The sequence below is a fragment of the Chitinophaga sp. HK235 genome (genome assembly GCF_018255755.1).
In the GTDB taxonomy this organism is placed as follows: domain Bacteria; phylum Bacteroidota; class Bacteroidia; order Chitinophagales; family Chitinophagaceae; genus Chitinophaga.
In genome coordinates, this window is the sequence record NZ_CP073766.1 from 7634384 (window position 1) to 7652393 (window position 18010).

An 18010-nucleotide genomic window follows, 5' to 3' on the forward strand; every position below is an offset into this window, starting at 1 on the left:
GGTAGTTGTTATTGGATGATGCGGATAGATGACTGGTCTTTGAGATAGGCGCTGCCTGAAATGATCAGGGATCTGGCCTGTTCCATGCCATGGCTGATAAGCACCTGGTCTTTTTCCATGCCGGCGATGGTTACGGGTATGCGCCGGGCAGTTTTATTGTCGTTGGTGACAAACACATAGCCGTTGCTGCCGTTGCCATCGAGCAGGGCGGCATAAGGTATACTCCAGGCAGTACCACCGCCTGTACCGCCGGTGCTGATATAGCATCTGCCAAACATACCGGTGGCAATGGCGGCGGGCTTGCTGCCACTGAGCTGTACGTCTATCACGAAGGTGCCGCTGGCGGCATCTATGCCTTCTGATTTACGTGTAACCGTTCCCGGGAATGTTTCGCCGGGTAGGGAAGGGGTTTCAACAGTAGCTTTGTCGCCCGTTTTTACCTGGGCCCATTCCTTATCGGTAACGCCTATACGAAGTATCCAGTGAGCGTTGCGGGCACCGTTTATTTGCAGGACGGACGTACCGGCGTTAACAAACTGGCCGGGGTTGGCGAGTTTACGCAGTACATACCCGTCTTTGGTGGCACGGATGGTGGAATAGCTCCGGTTAAACTGTACCGTATTGAGCTGCTGACGGGCCAGGTCCAGGGCGGTTTTGCTGTTTTGCAGCTGCTCCAGCGTAGCTACACTGTCGTTGTGAAGATTAAGCATACGCTGATAATCCCGCTGGGCTTTTTCGAGTGCAAGCTGTGATTGTTGTACCTGTGCGTCTATTTCGGTGAGGTTGAGTGTGGCCAACACCTGGCCGCTGTGTACAGCGTCTCCTTCTTTAACCTGTATGGTATTGATGATACCATTGGTTTTGAAAGACAGGTTTACTTCGTCATCTGTGGTAAACTGTCCGGAAGCATGGATGGATAAGGCGCTACCCTGTTTCTCCAGTGATATCACTTTCACCGGTATTACATCGGTGGTGTCAGTGGTGGTGGCGACAGGTTTTTTACTGCCGCAGGAAAACAACAGCAGGGAGAGCGGGAGCAAGAGAATACTATTTTTCATGGGAGTGTTTTTATTATTGAACAGAGTCGATATTGTAAGATGCCTGTGCACGTTCCATGGCGGCGTAGGCGGTTTGTACGGCTGCCTGTGTAACGGCCATCTGCAGTTGTGCCTGCGTAAGCTGGTTCTGTGCGTCGAGCAATTCTATGTAGAGTAATTGTCCTTCCTTGTAAACCTTCAGCTGGTCGCGGTAATAACGTTGTGCAAAGGAAAGTTGGCTTTGCGCCGTAACGAAGTTGCGCAGCGCTGTATGGTAATTGTTGGTCGCCTGGTAAGATTGCAGCTGCATGGACTCGGTGGCTCTGTCTGTCGCATTGTTGATAGCTTGTATATCAAGACCGGCCTGTTTGATACGATACTTGTATTTATGTGAGCCGAAGAGCGTCCATTCGAGATTAACACCAAAGAGATAGTAGCGCGACTTATCGTCTAAACGCATGCCGGTGGCTTGTGAGCCAAGATCGAGGAAGGTGCTGAGTTTTGGGATGAGATAGGATTGCTGCAGTTTTTCGTTCAGTCGGTAGGTGGTAGCAGCACTTTTATATTCCAGTAGTTCTTCCCGTCCCTGAATGCCGCCGGAAGGGATGTCACGGATGCCGCTGAGCAGGCTGCTGTCCAGTGTGATGTTTTCTTCCAGACCACGGTTCAACAGGAAGTTGAAATAGGCTTTCGCATTTTGTTGCTCATTGACAGCTTTGCTGATAGAAGCGTCGGTTTTCTCTTTTTCAGTCTGAGAGCGGTAAAGGGCTGTGTTGTTGCGGATACCGTTGCGTACCATGCTTTCGTTGATGCGGATGTTTTCCTGGATCAGGGCGAGGGCGTTGTTGTAGATGGCTACTGCCTGCGTGGCCTGGTAGTATTGGTAGTAAGCCGTTTTGATATCCTGTACCAGCTGTCTCTTGTAAACATTGAGTGAAGCCTGTTGTCTGGTCAGCTGTTCTCTTTTGATTTTCTGGTTATAATAGATCTCAGCATTGATCAATGGCAGACTGGTCCTGAATTTGGCGTCGTAAAAGTTATCGGGACTTAACAATACGGATGCGTTTTCCACCTGTGGAAACTGGTGACTGTTGGTCAACTGGTTAAGGCTGCTATATACAGGGTTCAGCATGTCACCAATGGGAATATCGATGGTGCGGCCGCCGGCGGCTTTGGTGTAGCTGCCCAGGAAGGTGACGTTGGGGCCAAAGAGGCTTCTGGCTTCCTGCAGGGCTGCCATCGCTTTCTCCAGCTGGAAGTGCTGGTCTTTCAGTCCTTTGTTGTTGGTGAAGGCTTGTTGTATATACTGGTCCAGTATAGTGTTTTGTGGAGAAGCCAGAGCGTCCGTTTGTAGCGTGTCTTGCCGCAGTATATCGGTGACGGACAGGAGCGATGCCGCCGGGCGATGGATGCCCGATACGCTCAAACCCGCTGCCAGCAAGCTCGTTAACAATGATCCTTTTGTGATGAATGTCAACATAATGAACAGTGTTTATTTATCTCGAAAAAATAAAAGCCTGAAAGGCTTTGGTAGTCGGTGTTTATATACTAAACAGTGTTTAATGGTGTCGCTGAAAAAAGGCCCATGGCCTTTCTTAGACGGCAGTGACTGCCATTAATATTTTGCTGGTCAGGTACCAGTCCCATTCTTCACAAAAGCGTTTTCACGCACCTAACATTTGATTACTTCAAGATAAGCCCGGATAGCATCGTCGATACTGATGTTGAGTGCTTTTTCCGGAAGCTTGCATACTTTCAGCCTTGAACGCAGGTCCAGACTGATCAGCCCGTGGGCAAAGGCCCATATAGACAAGGCGGCGGTCGTTGGATCTGCAAAACGGAGACGTTTTTTCTCTATACATTCCGCTACCAGATGATATAAAGCATCATAAGCAGAATCTCCGTTCTTCCATTTTTCCTGTTCGCCTTCGGCATTCATCGGCGCTTTGATAATAAACATCAGGTCATACAACTCCGGATTGGCGCGATAGAAGCCAATATAAGCCCAGGCCAGCTGTACCAACCGCTCTATCGGGTCGGCCGCTGTCAGATTGTGTGCAAAATGGGCTGCCAGCTCAGTAAATGCTTCTTTCTGCACATCATACAACAACTCATCCTTGTCTTTGTAATACAGATAAATAGTGGCAGGGCTGTATTCTATTCTGTCTGCTATGTTCCGGATAGAAACCTTTTCATAACCCACTTCCACAAACATTGCCATCGCTGCATCCACAATTCGTCTGCGCATGTCCGCTCGCTCACGCTCTTTTCTTTCTGCTATGCCCATGTTAAATTGTTTACGATGCAAATATACTGAACGCTGTTTATTTTCCAAATTTGGCCGGAAACTTTTTAAAAGTTCCCATTCAAACTTGCGTAAAAGTGCCGTCCAATACGGCGGATGGGTTTGGCTGCATATGGGATGCAGTAATGCCTGGGGGACAATTGTGGTATACATACGAGGTTTAACATTGGGATTAGTAAATATGTGTACAGTCTTTCCTTAGCGTCTTACCTGGCGTTATGACATCTTTCCGTCTGTAAAAATTCAATTTCCTTTAAATCCGGTTGTAACGATAATGGATATACGTAATTGTTCCTGGTTCAAAAGTATCCATCTGCACTAACAAAGTAATCTGCACTTTGTTTGAATGTGTCGTTTTACAGCGTGTCAAAAAACAATCAATGGTTGCAACCGAACACAATGACGGATTGTTATGCATATATGAAAATTTCTCCGGCTAACAGATTATACCTCGGCTTAACAGCTGTCATCGTACTGGTTGTCATGGGTGGCTTCCTCTCCTGGTGGACTTCCGGAAGGGGAGGTGGTGCCACCAATGCCATCCTGTTGCTGAACACCACCATTATTCTGATAATAGGCCTGGTGCTGATGTATTTTATTTATAAAGAATTTTATTACGGTCAGTATGTGAGGAAAAAACTTAACACCAAGCTGGAGGAAGTAGTGCGGTTAAATCGTATAGCCAACGACAGGAACTGGTTGCTGGGTGGCCTCAATGATATGAAGGAAAGTCTTCTGGGCATTCATAAACCCGAAAGCCTCGGACATAAATGTCTGCTCTCACTGACGGCGCAGGCAGGTTTTACCGCTGCTGCCCTTTATTATTATGAAGAAGAGAAATTACGCTTGTGCAGCAACGTTAATCTCCCTGGTGATGCGCCGGTATCTTTTGTTGTAGGTGAAGGACTGCTTGGACATGCGGCAGCGCAAAAGGAAATACAGGTCATCACCGACCTGCCATCTGATTACTGGCATCTGGCTTCTGCTACGGGCAACCTCCCACCCCGTACACTGGTTTTTGTTCCCTTGTATATGGGAGATGAACTGATGGGTGTGATAGAACTGGTTGCATTTAAAAAGGTGACACCCCTGCAGCTGCAGTTGCTGGAGCTGCTCTCCAAAGATATTGCTGTAGCCCTGCATGCGGCCAGTGAAAGAGAAAAAGCCATGGTGTTGCTGCAACAGGTGCAGGAACAGAAGGAAGCGCTTTATTGTCAGCAGGAAGAGCTGCGCCAGTCCAACGAAGAGCTTCACCGGCAATCTGAAATATTACAGGCCTCCGAAGAAGAACTGCGGGTGCAGGAAGAAGAACTGCGTCAGGTCAATGCAGAAATGACCATGAAAAATACAGAGCTGGAAACAGCCCGGCAGGCCCTCTTCCTGAAGGCTGCAGAGCTGGAGGCCAACAGCCGTTATAAATCGGAGTTCCTGGCTAACATGTCGCATGAGTTGCGTACACCACTCAACAGTATCCTGATCCTGGCCAAGATGCTGGAAGAAAACAAAGAGTGTAATCTGTTCCCGCGTCAGGTAGAATATGCTACCATTATGCATAAATCAGGCTCTGACTTGTTGCGCCTTATTAATGATATTCTCGACCTTTCCAAAATCGAAGCCGGTAAGGTGGAGCTGGCCATGGAGCCGGTACGCATCGCCGATATCATTGATGACCTGGATAGCCTGTTTGGCGTGGTAGCCCAGGAGAAACAAATAGAATACACCACTGAAGTAGCTGCTGGTGCACCAGGTATTATCTTCACAGATAGATTACGTCTGGAACAGGTGATCCGTAATCTTCTGGCCAATGCATTTAAATTTACACCCAATGGAGGTAGCATCCGCGTGTTGTGGTACCGGCGTCCTGAGAATGCGCTCTGTATCAGCGTTGCGGATACCGGACCAGGTATCCCCGCAGAAAAACAACAATTGATTTTTGAAGCTTTCCATCAGGGAGATGGCGCTACCACGCGCCAATATGGAGGTACCGGATTAGGGCTGTCTATCAGCCGTGAACTGATGCTGCTACTGAAAGGCGAAATCCATCTGGATAACAGTAGCCCCAGAGGCAGTGTCTTTACGGTATTGCTGCCGCTGACTGCCGGCCCGCTGCGTCTCCGGAAAGAACCTGCAACCGAAGGCCCCTCCATGGCACAGCCTGTTTTTCACGATGCAACAATACAATTTCCTGTCCGGCAAAAAGATGACCGTCATCACCTTTATAAAGGAGATCAGCTGATCCTGATTGTAGAAGAGAAAATATTTTTTGCGGACCTGGTGCGGGATATTGCCCGGCGAAAAGGTTTCAAGACCATTGTGGCCTATAATGTGCAGGATGGCCTCTTTTATGCCCGCAAATACCAGCCCGTGGCGATTATCCTGGATATAGACCTACGGGCGACAGAAGGCTGCGATATCCTGGAGGGCCTCCACAGCAGCGAAGAACTGAAGAGGATCCCTATACATATGATATCTGCAGCAGAAGTACCTGCTGTAATTATTGATAACGTAAATGGTTATACGAAGAAGCCAGCCATTTCAGACGATCTGGAGCGGTTGTTTGCCTCTATCTCCACACAGATACAGGCCCGCCTGAAACAGGTGTTGCTCATCTCACACGGCCCGCTCACCAGAGATCCGCAACTCACCGCTAAAAGTGTGGAACGGCAGCTGGAAGCCCAGTATGATGCCGCTGTCGGTATCAGTGAAGCCCTGTCATTATTATCCGGTAAAAAGTATGATGGCATCATCTTCGACATCGGTCCGGAACTATCCCGAGAGCTGGCCCGCCTGGAAGAATTATCAAAAATGAACACAAGCGGCTATACGCCTGTTATAATATATATAGACCGGGACATTACACCTGCTGAAGAACAACAACTGAAAAGACACGCGGCGGCCATCGTCCGGAAATCTGCCTGCTCTGCAGACCGCCTCATGGATGAACTGGAGCTTTTGTTATATCGTATGGAACACCCCGTGTTAACCCCTGTAGCTCCACTGTATCCGGCAAAAAATATCCTGGAAGGTAAACGGGTGCTGTTGGTTGATGATGATATGCGGAATATTTTTTCTATCAGCGTACTGCTGGAAGAACAGGGTCTGAAAGTATTTACCGCATCGGATGGAAAAGAAGCCCTGTCTGTGCTGGATGGTCATCAACAGATAGATCTTGTACTGATGGATATTATGATGCCCGAAATGGATGGGATCGAAGCAATGAAACATATCAGAGGCGATAAACGATTTATACAGTTGCCCGTGATCGCCGTTACCGCTAAAGCGATGCCGGGTGACAGGCAACAATGCATCGAAGCAGGTGCTTCTGATTATATCGCTAAGCCGGTTGATAGCAGCAAACTATTGTCCCTGCTGCATGTATGGTTATCCTGATTATACCTTGACCCTAAAATACCTATGATGGAAGATCTTACCAAAGATGAACTGGATACCCTCGTTGGCATCATCCGTAAGCAGTACGGTTATGACTTTACGGATTATGCGCAGGCTTCCCTCAAACGCCGCTTTCAGCGCTTTATGGGACATTCCAGCATTGAAGAAGTAACTGAACTGACTGAAAGACTGCAGCAGGACCCGGATTTTTTTCTACGGATGGCACAGTTTATTACCGTCAACGTCACTGAAATGTTTCGTGACCCCGTTTTCTACAAAGTACTGCGTGAACAGGTGTTACCCCGGCTGGCCACCTGGCCCATCATCAAAATATGGCATGCAGGATGTGCTACCGGCGAAGAAGTTTTTTCCATGATCATTCTGTTGCATGAGGCTGGCCTGCTGGACCGCTGCCGCATTTACGCTACCGATCTGAATGCGGCCAACCTGGACAAGGCCAGCAAAGGCATGATCCCACTGAAATTTATGAAAGACTATACGCAGAATTATTTACAGACAGGCGGAACGGAAGATTTTTCAAGCTACTACACGGCAGGCCAGGATTATGCGGTGATACGGCCTTACCTGCGTCGCAACATTATTTTTTCCCAGCACAACCTTGTCACAGACCAGGTGTTTAATGAGTTTCAGCTGATCTGTTGCAGGAACGTCTTTATTTATTTTAACCGTCAGCTACAGGACCATGTGCTACGGTTGTTTTATGACAGTCTTTCCCCGCTGGGCTACCTGGCAATGGGCCTCAAGGAATCCATGATGTTCTCCGAAGAAAAGAACCGGTTTGAAGCTGTCAGTGCACTACACAAGATTTTCAGACGTAAATCATAAACAATTGCAACATTTAACCCCATATGATATGATCGCCATTGGTGGTTCTGCCGGCAGTCTGCCCGTACTGGCAGCACTATTGGAGCAGCTTCCGCACCCATTGGAATGCACTATGATCATTGTGTTGCACCGCCTCAAAAATGTACCAAGCGACCTGGACCGGTTATTATCCTTCAAGACACCTATCATCGAACCGGAAGACAAACAGCCGGTGCTGCCTAACAGGATTTATCTTGCTCCGCAGAACTACCACCTGCTGATAGAACAGGACTACACCTTTTCGCTGGACTATTCAGAGCCGTTGCATTACAGCCGTCCGTCCATTGATATCAGCTTCGACAGCGTGGCGGAAACATACGGCCCCAGAGCCCTGGGCATGCTGTTGAGCGGAGCCAGCAAAGACGGTGCTGCCGGCCTTCAGCATATTGTCTCTGCCGGAGGCACCGGGATCGCACAACATCCCGGTACTGCCCTCTTCGATACCATGCCCCAGGCAGCCATAGACCGCTGCGCGGACATACAACCCCTCACAGTACCCGAAATGGTCCAGTTTTTACAGGAACTCAAAATGAGCCCGGAACATGACCGATGAACCTCAAAATAGCTTTACCATTCTCCTGGTAGATGATAAAATGGAGAATCTGATTTCCCTGCAACATATGCTGGAAGAAGATAACCGTGTTTTTCTACAGGCCACATCCGGCAATGAAGCGCTGAAGATGGTACTGAAGAACAACCATATCGGCCTGATACTGCTCGATGTACAAATGCCGGAAATGGATGGCTTTGAAGTGGCCAGGCTCCTGCAGCTGAATCCTAAAACCCGCGATATCTCCATCATCTTCGTAACGGCTATCAACAAGGAAGAACAAAACGTGATACGGGGCTTCTCCGCCGGCGCAGTGGATTATCTCTACAAACCACTCAATGTAAATGTTACCAGAGCTAAGGTGAACGTATTCGAAAAACTGTATTTCTCCCAGCAGGACCTGAAACAGCTCATCGCTGAAAAAGAAAAAATCAACAAACAGCTGGAACGTTTTATGTACATCGTGGCACATGATCTGAAATCACCGCTGGCCGGGGCTATCAGCCTGCTCTCCATTATGAGTGAAGATGAAAACGTACAGGCGTCACCGGAGTTAAAAGACTATATGGATACCGTTATGGGTGCAGCCCGGCACCTCTCTGCCATGATCACTTCCATACTGGACTATGCCCGCCGGAGTGATACGGAAAGTATGGAGGAAACAGTGGATGTACAGCTGCTCATAACGGATGTTACCCGGTTGTTGTTCCCGCCTGCCCATATACAGATCATTACCCGGGGCACCTTGCCTACAGTGGCTGCCAACCGGCTCAAACTACAGCAGGTATTCCAGAACCTGATCTCCAATGCGATCAAATACAATGATAAAACAACGGGACTGATCACGGTGGGTGCTGCTGAAAAAGAGGAGTTCTACGAATTTTATGTGAAAGATAACGGGCCAGGTATGGAAAAAAGAGATACGGACCGGGTATTTCGCCTCTTTGAGCGATTGGATTATAACAGGGAGGAAGAGGGTACCGGTATCGGCCTCAATATCTTTAAGATGCTGGTGGAAGAACAGGGTGGTAAAGTATGGGTAGAATCTGAGCCCGGCTTAGGCAGCACTTTTTATTTTCAGTGGCGTAGAAAATAAAAGTTATTCTTCGAAGATCCACAGCCGCCCGTTGATCCGCTGGGATGTGACCGGCAGACAGGATACCCGGAAAGTCCTGGGATCAGCTCCTTCCAGCTTCCATTCCCAGTTGCTGATAGCATTCTCCGGTGAAGCAAAAAGTTCAATGGCGGTATTGTAAATCTCATCAGTATTGACAGCTCTGTTGCGCAGCTGTGTCATGGCATCGGAGAGGATAGCCGGCAACTGTTCCCCTGGCCCCGAAAGCTCCAGTATGTCCGCTGCTTTCTGATTCACCCATCCCGAAAAACCATCGTTGTTGATAAAAATGACTGCATGCGGCAAACAATGCAATATCGCGGCAAAACGCATGGCAATGCCCTGGAAATACAGCTGTTGCTGCGTATGTGTCAGTATCTCCTTCAGCCGCAGCCGTATCGTTTCTATACAGTCCTGAAAAGCGGTTTCAAATACCTGTTGGGTGGTCCAGCCCAGTATCAGCAGGCTGCTATGTGGCTCTGTATTAATAGGAATGATGATAGCAGAAGAAAGATCTCTCAACAGTTCGTGTAACGGATGATCGGGTATCGCCGCTACGGTTGGCCAGTAAATGGTTTTAAAAGCATGACGATGCAACAGCTTGCGGACAGGTTCCGGGCTGATCACTATCTCATTCAGAAAATGAGGAGAGGCATTTTTTACCTTAGCTGTATTTTCATCTTCAAACTCCAGTTGCAGCGCGATGTCTGCTTCCAGGAGATTTTTAACCAGCGAGATACTGAAAGCCAGAAAGGAAGAAATATGTTTCTCCTTATCCCAGCGACTGGTCTGGTTGATAAAATTCAACGCTTTGCTTTCCCAACTGTTCACGGTAGGTAGATTAATAAAGTTAAACAAATGACTGCAGTGCGGCGATCACTTCCCCAGGTTCGCTTCTGCGGGAAATGTCCTTCTGTATTAACTTTTATTCGTTTGCTGCCTCGGATGTTTTTTCAAGGTATTATCATAAAGCACGATACCGTAGTCATGCTCAAAAGCGGGAAGAAGGTCTGAAAAAGATTGCTGGTCAATACCGGGACCATGTCCGAAAACGAGTGCCTGGCAGGCTTGTGGGTTACCGGCAATACGGATGTTATTCTTCTTCGTAATGTCCATGTGGTCAATAGTTTTTCTGAAGAGTAGGACAGACGTCTCTGTTCTGCTTGCAACCTGGAAGGAGCAGCTTTCATAACGGTCACTATTATCCAAATATAAGTAAATAGTTCCGTGAAAGGAACTATTTACGAACTGCCAGCACACGGAAAGTTCCCGGTGCTATCGCGGGTTTGCCGTCGGGCCCGCTATGACGGTCGGCAACCGGAAGAAACACATCCTGTGTAAGCGGATCATATACCAGCGTCCTGGCGCCTTTGGCGGTAGGCACGGTACCCAGGGACGTGTATTTGTCTGCACTGTCTTCCCGGAATACAGACAGGGTCCCTTCTCCGTTGGACGTAAAGATGATTTTACCGGCAGGATCAAAAGCCACACCGTCACAGCCGTCGCCAATAGGCAGAGTAGTCACTACCTGACCGTTGACAGCATTCATCACTACCAGCAACTTGTTGTCGCAACCTGCAAACAGCCGGTGGGTTACGGTATCGATGGCCAGCCCGGTTGGCGCTTCTCCTTTGCCCAGCGGCCATTCCTTTTCCACTTTGAAAGTGGACATACTGATCACGGCGATACTGCTTTTGTCTTCAAGATTTACATACAGGTGTCCGGCTCCGTCGGAAACAGCTGTCTCAGGCCGCGCCTTCAGCGGGATAGTAGCCACCACCTTATTAGTGCCCGGATTGATTACAGAAAGATCCTTGCCGGCACCATTGCAGGTAATCACTTTGTCGGAGAACGGCTCAAATAAAATGGCATCCGGATTACCGCCGGTAGCAATTTCTGCCTGTACCTGATGAGTTTGGATATCAAACACCGTGACAGTATTGGATTTGCCATTGCTCGTAAAACCTTTGCCGAAGCGGGGCGCGAAAGCAATACCGTGTACACCCTCCGTATGAGGGATCGTACCAGCTTCCGTACCGTTGGTTTTGTCAATAATGTTTACTTCTGTACCGTGCGCAGTATACAGTTGTTGAGTAACAGGGTTGATAGCGATGTAATCCCATTTACCATCACCTTTTACAGGATAAGTAGCTGCCACATGCCATTTCGGCGATTGTGCGTTTGCCATCAGCGTACCAAACAATAACACCGGGAACAATAGTTTTTTCATGGAGAGAATGTTTTAATGTCAAAACTCCGGTTTAATTCTGGAGAGAAACTGTAGGTTGTAATATCTTTGCAGCCATGAAAGCGTTTATTTTCGATCTCAACGGAACCATGATCAACGACATGGAGTATCATCTGGATGGCTGGCACAATATGCTGAACAAACTAGGGGCCAACATGACCAGAGAAGCAGTCAGAGGACATATGTATGGAAAAAATGAGGAACTGCTGATGCGTATCTTCGGAAAAGACCGCTTCACCCTGCCCCAGATGCTGGAGATTGCACATGAAAAGGAAGTGCTGTATCAGGAAGCTTTCCGGCCTCATCTGGAGCTGATTGCGGGTCTTCCGGCTTTCCTCCGCCAGGCCACCGATACGGGTATCCCTATGGCCATCGGATCTGCAGCCAACCGTTTTAATATCAATTTCGTATTGGACAACCTGCAACTGCACGATTATTTCAATGCGGTGGTGAGCGCTGAAGATGTGGCTACCAGCAAACCCAACCCGGAAGTATTTCTGAAATGTGCTGCTGCCATTCATGCAGCGCCGGCAGACTGCATCGTGTTTGAAGATGCTCCCAAAGGAGTGGAGGCAGCCCTTAATGCCGGGATGCAGGCAGTAGTACTAACCACTATGCATACACGTGATGAGTTTGCGGCTTATCCCAATATCCTTGCATTCGTGGAGGATTACACCGATCCGGTGTTGCAACAACTGTTTGCCTGATAAAATCAAATCAGACGATAATTTTTTTAATATCATGGGGAAGCCTAAATTGCCGGGCTATTATAAATTGTATCGCTGATATGAAACATAATTCCGGGCAATCCAGGATGCTGGTGGCTGTAGATTGCGTCATCTTTGGTTTTGATGGGCAGGACCTGAAACTTTTGCTGATCAAACAGAATACGGGTCCGCAAAAAAACAAGTGGGGGCTGATGAGTGGATGGCTGCAGCCCGGGGAGGATTTCGGTGAAGCGGCCTCCCGTATGATGTATGACCTGACCGGGTTGGAAGATGCTTATCTCGAACAGGTGTCTGCCTTTGGTGCAGAACTCCGGCAGCCGAAAGAAAATACAGTGGCAGTTGCTTATCTGTCGTTGCTCAATATCAATGCGTCCCAATTGCAGCTCAACGATCAGTATCAGGCACAATGGATATCCCTGCAGGACTTACCCGGCCTGGTTGCCGGACAGACCCGGATGGTGGATGCTGCGTTGGAGCGTTTACGTTATAAGGCAGCTATTCATCCGCTGTTGTTTGAGCTGTTGCCGGCTAAGTTTACAATTCCGCAACTGCAGATCCTCTACGAAGCCATTTACGACAGTATTTTCGACAAACGTAACTTCAGCCGCAAAATCCTTTCTACCAATCTGTTAGTAAAACAAAAAGACAAGGAAAAACTCAGCTCCAAAAGAGGCGCATTTTATTATAAACTCAATAAACGCCGCTATAGCGCTACATTCAACGCTTTCCTTCATTTTGTTGCAGATCCCGGCAATCTGAAATAGCCAGGGATCTGCAACAAGTATTCATCTTCTCAAAAAAATCTCTCAAAAAATCTAAAAAATCCAATCTCCGCTTCCATCTCCGCAATCATATTCATCAGCAGCATCAGATCCATCAGCGGTTACGGTAACATTCCACTATTTTATGAAATATCTCCTTGTTCTCATACACACCGCCAAACAGTTGTGAATTAGGTCCATAGGAGAATACCATCACGGGAATACCGGTATGGTCATTGGTGGCGAAATGTCCGCGGAGGGTACCGTTGGAGATGTTGCCATCCATGAGGGCGAGGCCGCCGGTTTCATGGTCGGCTGTAACGATGATGGTGGTTTGTTTGTCTTTATCAGCAAAACGAAGTGCTTCTCCGATGGTATCATCGAAGTCCAGCATTTCGCGGACGAGGTAGTCGAGATCGTTGGCATGGCCACCATGGTCTATGCGGGAGCCTTCTACCATCAGGAAGAAACCTTTGCCGGAGGCGTCGAGCTGCTGCAGTGCTTTTTTCAGTGCTTCCTTAAGATAGTTACCTCTGCCATCACGCATGGAGGTAACGGTTTTATCAGAGAGGATCACGAGGGTACGGCCTTGTATGGCAGGATTCCAGCTGTTGAAATCTTCCTGAAAACGGATGCCTGCCTGGGAAAGGGTTTGTTGGTAGTTGGTGCCCAGCTCGCGAACAAGTTCTTCTTTGCCTCCACCAACGGCCAGCTGCAGTTTGCTGCTGATCAGCTGCTGGTAGAGCGTTTGGGTGTTATCGCGGTCGGGAGTATGGCCGTAGAAACCGGCAGGTGTGGCGCCTGTAATTTCCTCAGTGACAATGACACCGCTCTGGATGCCTTTGGGAGCCAGTATTTCGGGCAATACGGGAATGGCATGATAGGTATTGTCCATCCCGATAGCGCGGTTGTTGGTTTTAGAACCGGTGCTGAGTGCAGTGGCGCCGGCAGCGGAATCAGTGTGGTAATTGTCTGTGGAGGCGGTTTTGGACAGCCCCAGCTGACGCATCTGGAATAAATTCAGGGCGCCTTTGTTGGCGGTATAACCCGCATACATTTCTGCCAGGCCGGTGCCATCTCCGATAAACAGGATCACGTTTTTGGAGCGTATGCGGGTGGCGTCGGCGGCATAGGTAGGCGTGTATACGTTATGGTTAGGCATGTTACCGGCGGTGGTGCGTGCGGTGTTTTTCAGTACGTCATACAGCTCTTCCGGATAGTCGGTACCGATAACGTCTGCGCCGAGGTCCATCAGTTTATAGTAGCAGGATTTGGAAGAAGGAGCGCCCCAGAAGCGGAAAGGAAAGCCCTGCTGATGTACTTTGCTGATCACGCCGGTAATCTTTTCCAGTTCTGCAGGCACAAAGGTGCCTTTGCCGTTCCATTTGCTGTATTGGTGAAAGTCAGTGCTTACGAGGGCCACTCTTGATTTTACGGCAGCAGGGTAGATGCTGTCTGGACGGCCATCGAAGAAAAACAGCTTGTCGAAGTCTGACCAGGCAGCTACCGGCGGGATGTTGCCGGAAAGAATGACCTGTACAGCATTGGCATTGACAGCGGGGTCGAAGTATTGCCGGTAAGGCAGCAGCAAGGACTGTAATGCCTTTAAGGTAGGGATGCCATCGGTTTTAATGTCTACCAGCAGCCGGAGCGGCGATCCGTCAGTATAGGCTTTACCGTTATTCAGGGCAAACTGCCGGAGCACCGGCTGCAGATATAGTTCCCTGAAAGTACGTAAGGGCTGGATATCTTTACTGTCGTGGGCCACGTACAGCTCTCCATCTTTCAGGTGGATATCTGCCTCTATGTAGCCAAAGTGCAGGGCTGCAGCCTGATAGAAAGGCGTGCTGCGCTCGTAGTCGTTGTGGGAATGGGCGTTGGCAACGGTGTAATTTTTCGTTTGTGCGTAGGTGTTAACCGACAGCCATACGCTGCAGAGAAGAATCGCTTTTTTCAATTGTCTGGATTTTAACATCTTATCATCGAACCTAACAGGTCAAGGGTCAAAGGTAGTGGCTAACCAGGGTATCCTGTTGGTCATCCTGGTTTATGTTTATGTTAATTTATCCTGAATTTTCCCTTTAGAAAATCGATTTAGGCATGCTTTTAAAGGGTTGGCTGATTCTGTATCAGCTCTTTCAGTAAGTTCTGCCCATCGAGCCATGCGCCCAGATTTGAGTTAGCATTGATATGGCCTTTGGCACCGGTGTTCACAAAGCGGCTGCCCCACTGCGATGCCAGAAAGGCCGCTCTGGTAATACTGCAGTATTCATCATTGGTGCTGGCCACTACAATACTCCGGAAAGGAAAGGTTGTAAGAGGAATGGGGGAGAAACCCTTCGCTTCTATGGGAAAATTGGGGTCCTCAGCATCCGCTGGAGCTACCAGCAGGACACCGGTGACAGATAGTCGGGTCTGTTGTGCCCAGTGGGCTATTGCCATACAGGCCAGGCTGTGCGCGGCGATCACTACCTGCGGTCCTGCCGCGGCCACCGCGTTTTCTATGGCTGCCACCCAGTCAGCACATACCGGCGCATCCCAGGATTGTTGTTCAATCCGCCGGATACCGGGTATCGACTGTTCCCACAGGGTTTGCCAATGAAAAGGACCTGAACTGCCTAGTCCCGGAGCGGTCAAAATTTTAATCTCCATGACAAAATATTGTGAAAGGTTAAAGTTGGTATTGAAAGATAATGTTTTTGGAAGGATTTTGAAAGAATAGAAATGTCAGGGCTGAAGCCGCCAATCGTGAAATAATATATGGCAGATCCCGCTGCGACAGCGTATAGAGAGGCAGATTGTCCAGATAGTTAACGCCTTGCAGCCCCTTGGTTTACCATTTTGGCTAAAATAATTGTCGATTTGACAATCATTATATCCCGAAAAAATAAAGGTCGAAAGAATTCGACCTTTATTGCTAAAATTCCACGTTATGGCACTCAGGTCCATAAAAAGTTGATCAGTTATTTTCCGGCCTGACCGGTATATATAATAATTGATGTTTTCGATAATGGGGGTAGCGGTAAGGCTAGCCTGAATAAATGCAAAAGTAGGGTTTGCTAAACCTATTGTCAAGTATTTAGCATATATTATTTTGTTAAATCACAAATGTTTACTGTTAACAATATATGCATATAATTTAATACGATTCTATTATCATCTGTCAGAGATAAGCTGTACTTTATGCCCCAATTCCATGTAGTATGAAACGCTTTTTTCTGTCTGTATTAAGCTGCCTGACAGCTTTTACCGCCACCGCCCAGCAGGCACATAAAAGGATGACCGTTACCCTCGACTATCATTATAACTATGAGCATAAAAAGGATAAAGAGGGCAAAATGGTCCGCTGGCACTATATCTGGAACGAAGAAGACCCGGGCGGCCTGTCGGTCTGGGGCCATATCTTCGACTCACTCGGCATCAGCAGAGACACCCTGCATGATGAACCCACAGCGGTCAATCTGCGTAACTCGGATATCTATATGATCATTGACCCGGATACAGAGCAGGAATCGCCCAACCCGCATTATATGACACCAGCTGCCGCCCAAACAATTTACAACTGGGTGAAAGCCGGCGGAGTACTGGTATTACTGGAAAACGATTCCCTGAATGCGGAGTTTGACCATTTTAACCGGCTCAGTGAAAAATTCGGGATTCATTTTAATGGCGACAGCCGCAACCGGGTACAGGGCCGTAACTGGGAACAGGGAGCCTTTGTGTTGCCCCCGGACCATGAGATCTTCGCAGGGGTAGGCAAAGTATACATCAAGGAACTTTCAACCATGACCATAAAAGCCCCGGCCAGGGCTGTTTTCAAGGATGGCGATCATGTTATCATGGCCGTGGCTAAAGTGGGCAAGGGTACTGTTTTCGCTGTAGGAGATCCCTGGTTCTATAATGAATATGTAGATGGGAAAAGGCTTCCGGCTGAATACCACAACTATCAGGCTGCCGCAGCCCTGACGGCCTGGCTCCAAAAACAGGTGCCTGTCCGCCGTTAGGATTATGGTGTCTGCAGAAACTGAAGGTTCCGGCGTATACCGGCGTACTTGCTGCGTTTTAAAGGGGAATGCCGGAAAATTTCCCGGAAAGCTTCTTCTGTCATATCCTCCCAGTCACGGGTGCTGAAATTCAGAATGGCCGGTACCGGCGTGAAAGCAGCTTCTGAATGGGCTTTAGAAAAACGGTTCCACGGACAAACGTCCTGGCAGGTATCACAACCAAACATCCAATTATCAAACTGGCCCTTCATAGTAGGGTCGGGGATCAGCTGTTCCTTCAGCTCTATCGTAAAATAGGAAATACATCTGCTGCCGTCTACTACGCCCGGAGCTACCAGGGCACCGGTAGGACAGGCATCCAGGCAACGGGTACAAGTACCGCAGTAGTCACCTACCGGACTGTCGTAGTCCAATGGTATATCTGTGATCAGTGTGGCAATAAAAAAGAAAGACCCGGCCTGCTTATGTATCAGATTACCGTTTTTACCTATCCAGCCCAAACCGCTACGCCGTGCCCAGCTCCGTTCCAATACCGGCGCCGAATCCACAAAACCACGGCCCTGCACCGGACCAATATGCTCCTGCATCCGTAACAGCATGGTTTTAAGGCGTGCCCGTATCACCTCATGATAATCCTGACCATATGCATATTTAGACACCTTCGGTGCATCCGGCCGCTGCTGTTGGGAAGGGAAATAGTTGAACAACAGTGTGATCACCGATTGAGCGCCCTCCACCAGTTTGCGCGGATCTATCCGTTTGTCAAAATGATTCTCCATGTACTGCATGTTGCCATGCATACCCTTATTCAGCCAGCTTTCCAGTCTGCGGGCATCATCATCCAGCTGCTCTGCTCTGGCAATACCGCAGTGGTCAAATCCCAACTCCGCCGCCAGCTGCTTGATATATAAGGTATGGTTCATCCCCGCAAAATTACGGATTACAAAACGTTATCCATAATTTCCAGTATATTCGCCACTTAATCCCC

At 48.5% G+C, this 18010-nt stretch carries 16 protein-coding genes; 7 read left to right on the forward strand and 9 right to left on the reverse strand.

Annotated elements, in window-relative coordinates:
• Positions 1-8 precede the first annotated feature (8 nt).
• From KD145_RS29440 to KD145_RS29450, 3 genes are all read right to left on the reverse strand, one after another.
• Positions 9-1058: an efflux RND transporter periplasmic adaptor subunit gene (locus KD145_RS29440; RefSeq protein ID WP_212003379.1), complete on the reverse strand. Its 1050-nt coding sequence runs from the start codon at positions 1056-1058 to the stop codon at positions 9-11.
• A gap of 13 nt (positions 1059-1071) precedes the next feature.
• On the reverse strand, positions 1072-2517 hold the full coding sequence (locus KD145_RS29445) for a TolC family protein (protein WP_212003380.1): 1446 nt from the start codon (positions 2515-2517) through the stop codon (positions 1072-1074).
• A gap of 192 nt (positions 2518-2709) precedes the next feature.
• Positions 2710-3324: a TetR/AcrR family transcriptional regulator gene (locus KD145_RS29450; RefSeq protein WP_212003381.1), complete on the reverse strand. Its 615-nt coding sequence runs from the start codon at positions 3322-3324 to the stop codon at positions 2710-2712.
• 417 nt (positions 3325-3741) lie between these two features.
• Here KD145_RS29450 and KD145_RS29455 point away from each other — a divergent pair, with 417 nt between their 5' ends.
• The 4 genes from KD145_RS29455 to KD145_RS29470 are packed head-to-tail and all read left to right on the forward strand — an operon-like array spanning position 3742 to position 9263.
• A complete protein-coding gene (locus KD145_RS29455; RefSeq protein WP_212003382.1) occupies positions 3742-6732 on the forward strand; it encodes a response regulator in 2991 nt (996 codons plus the stop codon).
• 24 nt (positions 6733-6756) lie between these two features.
• A complete protein-coding gene (locus KD145_RS29460; protein ID WP_212003383.1) occupies positions 6757-7578 on the forward strand; it encodes a protein-glutamate O-methyltransferase CheR in 822 nt (273 codons plus the stop codon).
• A gap of 4 nt (positions 7579-7582) precedes the next feature.
• On the forward strand, positions 7583-8170 hold the full coding sequence (locus tag KD145_RS29465; protein WP_249219620.1) for a chemotaxis protein CheB: 588 nt from the start codon (positions 7583-7585) through the stop codon (positions 8168-8170).
• The gene (locus KD145_RS29470; RefSeq protein ID WP_212003384.1) at positions 8160-9263 is read left to right on the forward strand and encodes an ATP-binding protein; all 1104 of its coding nucleotides are present in this window, start codon (positions 8160-8162) and stop codon (positions 9261-9263) included. The genes KD145_RS29465 and KD145_RS29470 overlap by 11 nt, the downstream gene beginning before the upstream one ends.
• Positions 9264-9266: 3 nt before the next feature.
• Here the strand turns inward: KD145_RS29470 and KD145_RS29475 are convergent, their stop codons facing one another.
• The 3 genes from KD145_RS29475 to KD145_RS29485 form a co-directional block, all read right to left on the reverse strand.
• The gene (locus KD145_RS29475; RefSeq protein WP_212003385.1) at positions 9267-10112 is read right to left on the reverse strand and encodes a hypothetical protein; all 846 of its coding nucleotides are present in this window, start codon (positions 10110-10112) and stop codon (positions 9267-9269) included.
• Positions 10113-10199: 87 nt separating this feature from the next.
• Positions 10200-10397: a hypothetical protein gene (locus KD145_RS29480; protein WP_212003386.1), complete on the reverse strand. Its 198-nt coding sequence runs from the start codon at positions 10395-10397 to the stop codon at positions 10200-10202.
• Between the two features lie 121 nt (positions 10398-10518).
• Entirely contained in the window at positions 10519-11511 is a 993-nt protein-coding gene (locus KD145_RS29485) for a YncE family protein (RefSeq protein ID WP_212003387.1), read from the reverse strand.
• A 74-nt stretch (positions 11512-11585) separates the two neighbouring features.
• Between KD145_RS29485 and KD145_RS29490 the strand changes: the two genes are divergently transcribed.
• Both KD145_RS29490 and KD145_RS29495 read left to right on the forward strand, forming a co-directional pair.
• Complete coding sequence (locus tag KD145_RS29490; protein ID WP_212003388.1) at positions 11586-12236, forward strand: HAD family phosphatase; 651 nt, start codon at positions 11586-11588, stop codon at positions 12234-12236.
• An 80-nt stretch (positions 12237-12316) separates the two neighbouring features.
• Positions 12317-13021, forward strand: coding sequence for an NUDIX domain-containing protein (locus tag KD145_RS29495; protein ID WP_212003389.1), 705 nt, complete (start codon positions 12317-12319; stop codon positions 13019-13021).
• A 112-nt stretch (positions 13022-13133) separates the two neighbouring features.
• On the opposite strand, the gene KD145_RS29500 is transcribed toward KD145_RS29495, so the two are convergent.
• Together KD145_RS29500 and KD145_RS29505 are read right to left on the reverse strand one after the other, a co-directional pair.
• Positions 13134-14975, reverse strand: a complete 1842-nt coding sequence (locus tag KD145_RS29500) for an alkaline phosphatase (protein WP_212003390.1) — start codon at positions 14973-14975, stop codon at positions 13134-13136.
• A gap of 149 nt (positions 14976-15124) precedes the next feature.
• Positions 15125-15670, reverse strand: a complete 546-nt coding sequence (locus KD145_RS29505) for an alpha/beta hydrolase (protein WP_212003391.1) — start codon at positions 15668-15670, stop codon at positions 15125-15127.
• A 551-nt stretch (positions 15671-16221) separates the two neighbouring features.
• Here KD145_RS29505 and KD145_RS29510 point away from each other — a divergent pair.
• Positions 16222-17022, forward strand: a complete 801-nt coding sequence (locus KD145_RS29510; protein ID WP_212003392.1) for a DUF4350 domain-containing protein — start codon at positions 16222-16224, stop codon at positions 17020-17022.
• A gap of 2 nt (positions 17023-17024) precedes the next feature.
• On the opposite strand, the gene queG is transcribed toward KD145_RS29510, so the two are convergent.
• A complete protein-coding gene (queG, locus tag KD145_RS29515; protein ID WP_212003393.1) occupies positions 17025-17945 on the reverse strand; it encodes a tRNA epoxyqueuosine(34) reductase QueG in 921 nt (306 codons plus the stop codon).
• Positions 17946-18010 lie beyond the last annotated feature (65 nt).

What these genes read in the sequence shown, in the direction of transcription:
- KD145_RS29440 (WP_212003379.1), bottom strand. Translation starts at nt 1,058, where the DNA reads ATGAAAAATAGTATTCTCTTGCTCCCGCTCTCCCTGCTGTTGTTTTCC.
- KD145_RS29445 (WP_212003380.1), bottom strand. Translation starts at nt 2,517, where the DNA reads ATGTTGACATTCATCACAAAAGGATCATTGTTAACGAGCTTGCTGGCA.
- KD145_RS29450 (WP_212003381.1), bottom strand. Translation starts at nt 3,324, where the DNA reads ATGGGCATAGCAGAAAGAAAAGAGCGTGAGCGAGCGGACATGCGCAGA.
- KD145_RS29455 (WP_212003382.1), top strand. Translation starts at nt 3,742, where the DNA reads ATGACGGATTGTTATGCATATATGAAAATTTCTCCGGCTAACAGATTA.
- KD145_RS29460 (WP_212003383.1), top strand. Translation starts at nt 6,757, where the DNA reads ATGATGGAAGATCTTACCAAAGATGAACTGGATACCCTCGTTGGCATC.
- KD145_RS29470 (WP_212003384.1), top strand. Translation starts at nt 8,160, where the DNA reads ATGACCGATGAACCTCAAAATAGCTTTACCATTCTCCTGGTAGATGAT.
- KD145_RS29480 (WP_212003386.1), bottom strand. Translation starts at nt 10,397, where the DNA reads ATGGACATTACGAAGAAGAATAACATCCGTATTGCCGGTAACCCACAA.
- KD145_RS29485 (WP_212003387.1), bottom strand. Translation starts at nt 11,511, where the DNA reads ATGAAAAAACTATTGTTCCCGGTGTTATTGTTTGGTACGCTGATGGCA.
- KD145_RS29490 (WP_212003388.1), top strand. Translation starts at nt 11,586, where the DNA reads ATGAAAGCGTTTATTTTCGATCTCAACGGAACCATGATCAACGACATG.
- KD145_RS29495 (WP_212003389.1), top strand. Translation starts at nt 12,317, where the DNA reads ATGAAACATAATTCCGGGCAATCCAGGATGCTGGTGGCTGTAGATTGC.
- KD145_RS29505 (WP_212003391.1), bottom strand. Translation starts at nt 15,670, where the DNA reads ATGGAGATTAAAATTTTGACCGCTCCGGGACTAGGCAGTTCAGGTCCT.
- KD145_RS29510 (WP_212003392.1), top strand. Translation starts at nt 16,222, where the DNA reads ATGAAACGCTTTTTTCTGTCTGTATTAAGCTGCCTGACAGCTTTTACC.
- queG (WP_212003393.1), bottom strand. Translation starts at nt 17,945, where the DNA reads ATGAACCATACCTTATATATCAAGCAGCTGGCGGCGGAGTTGGGATTT.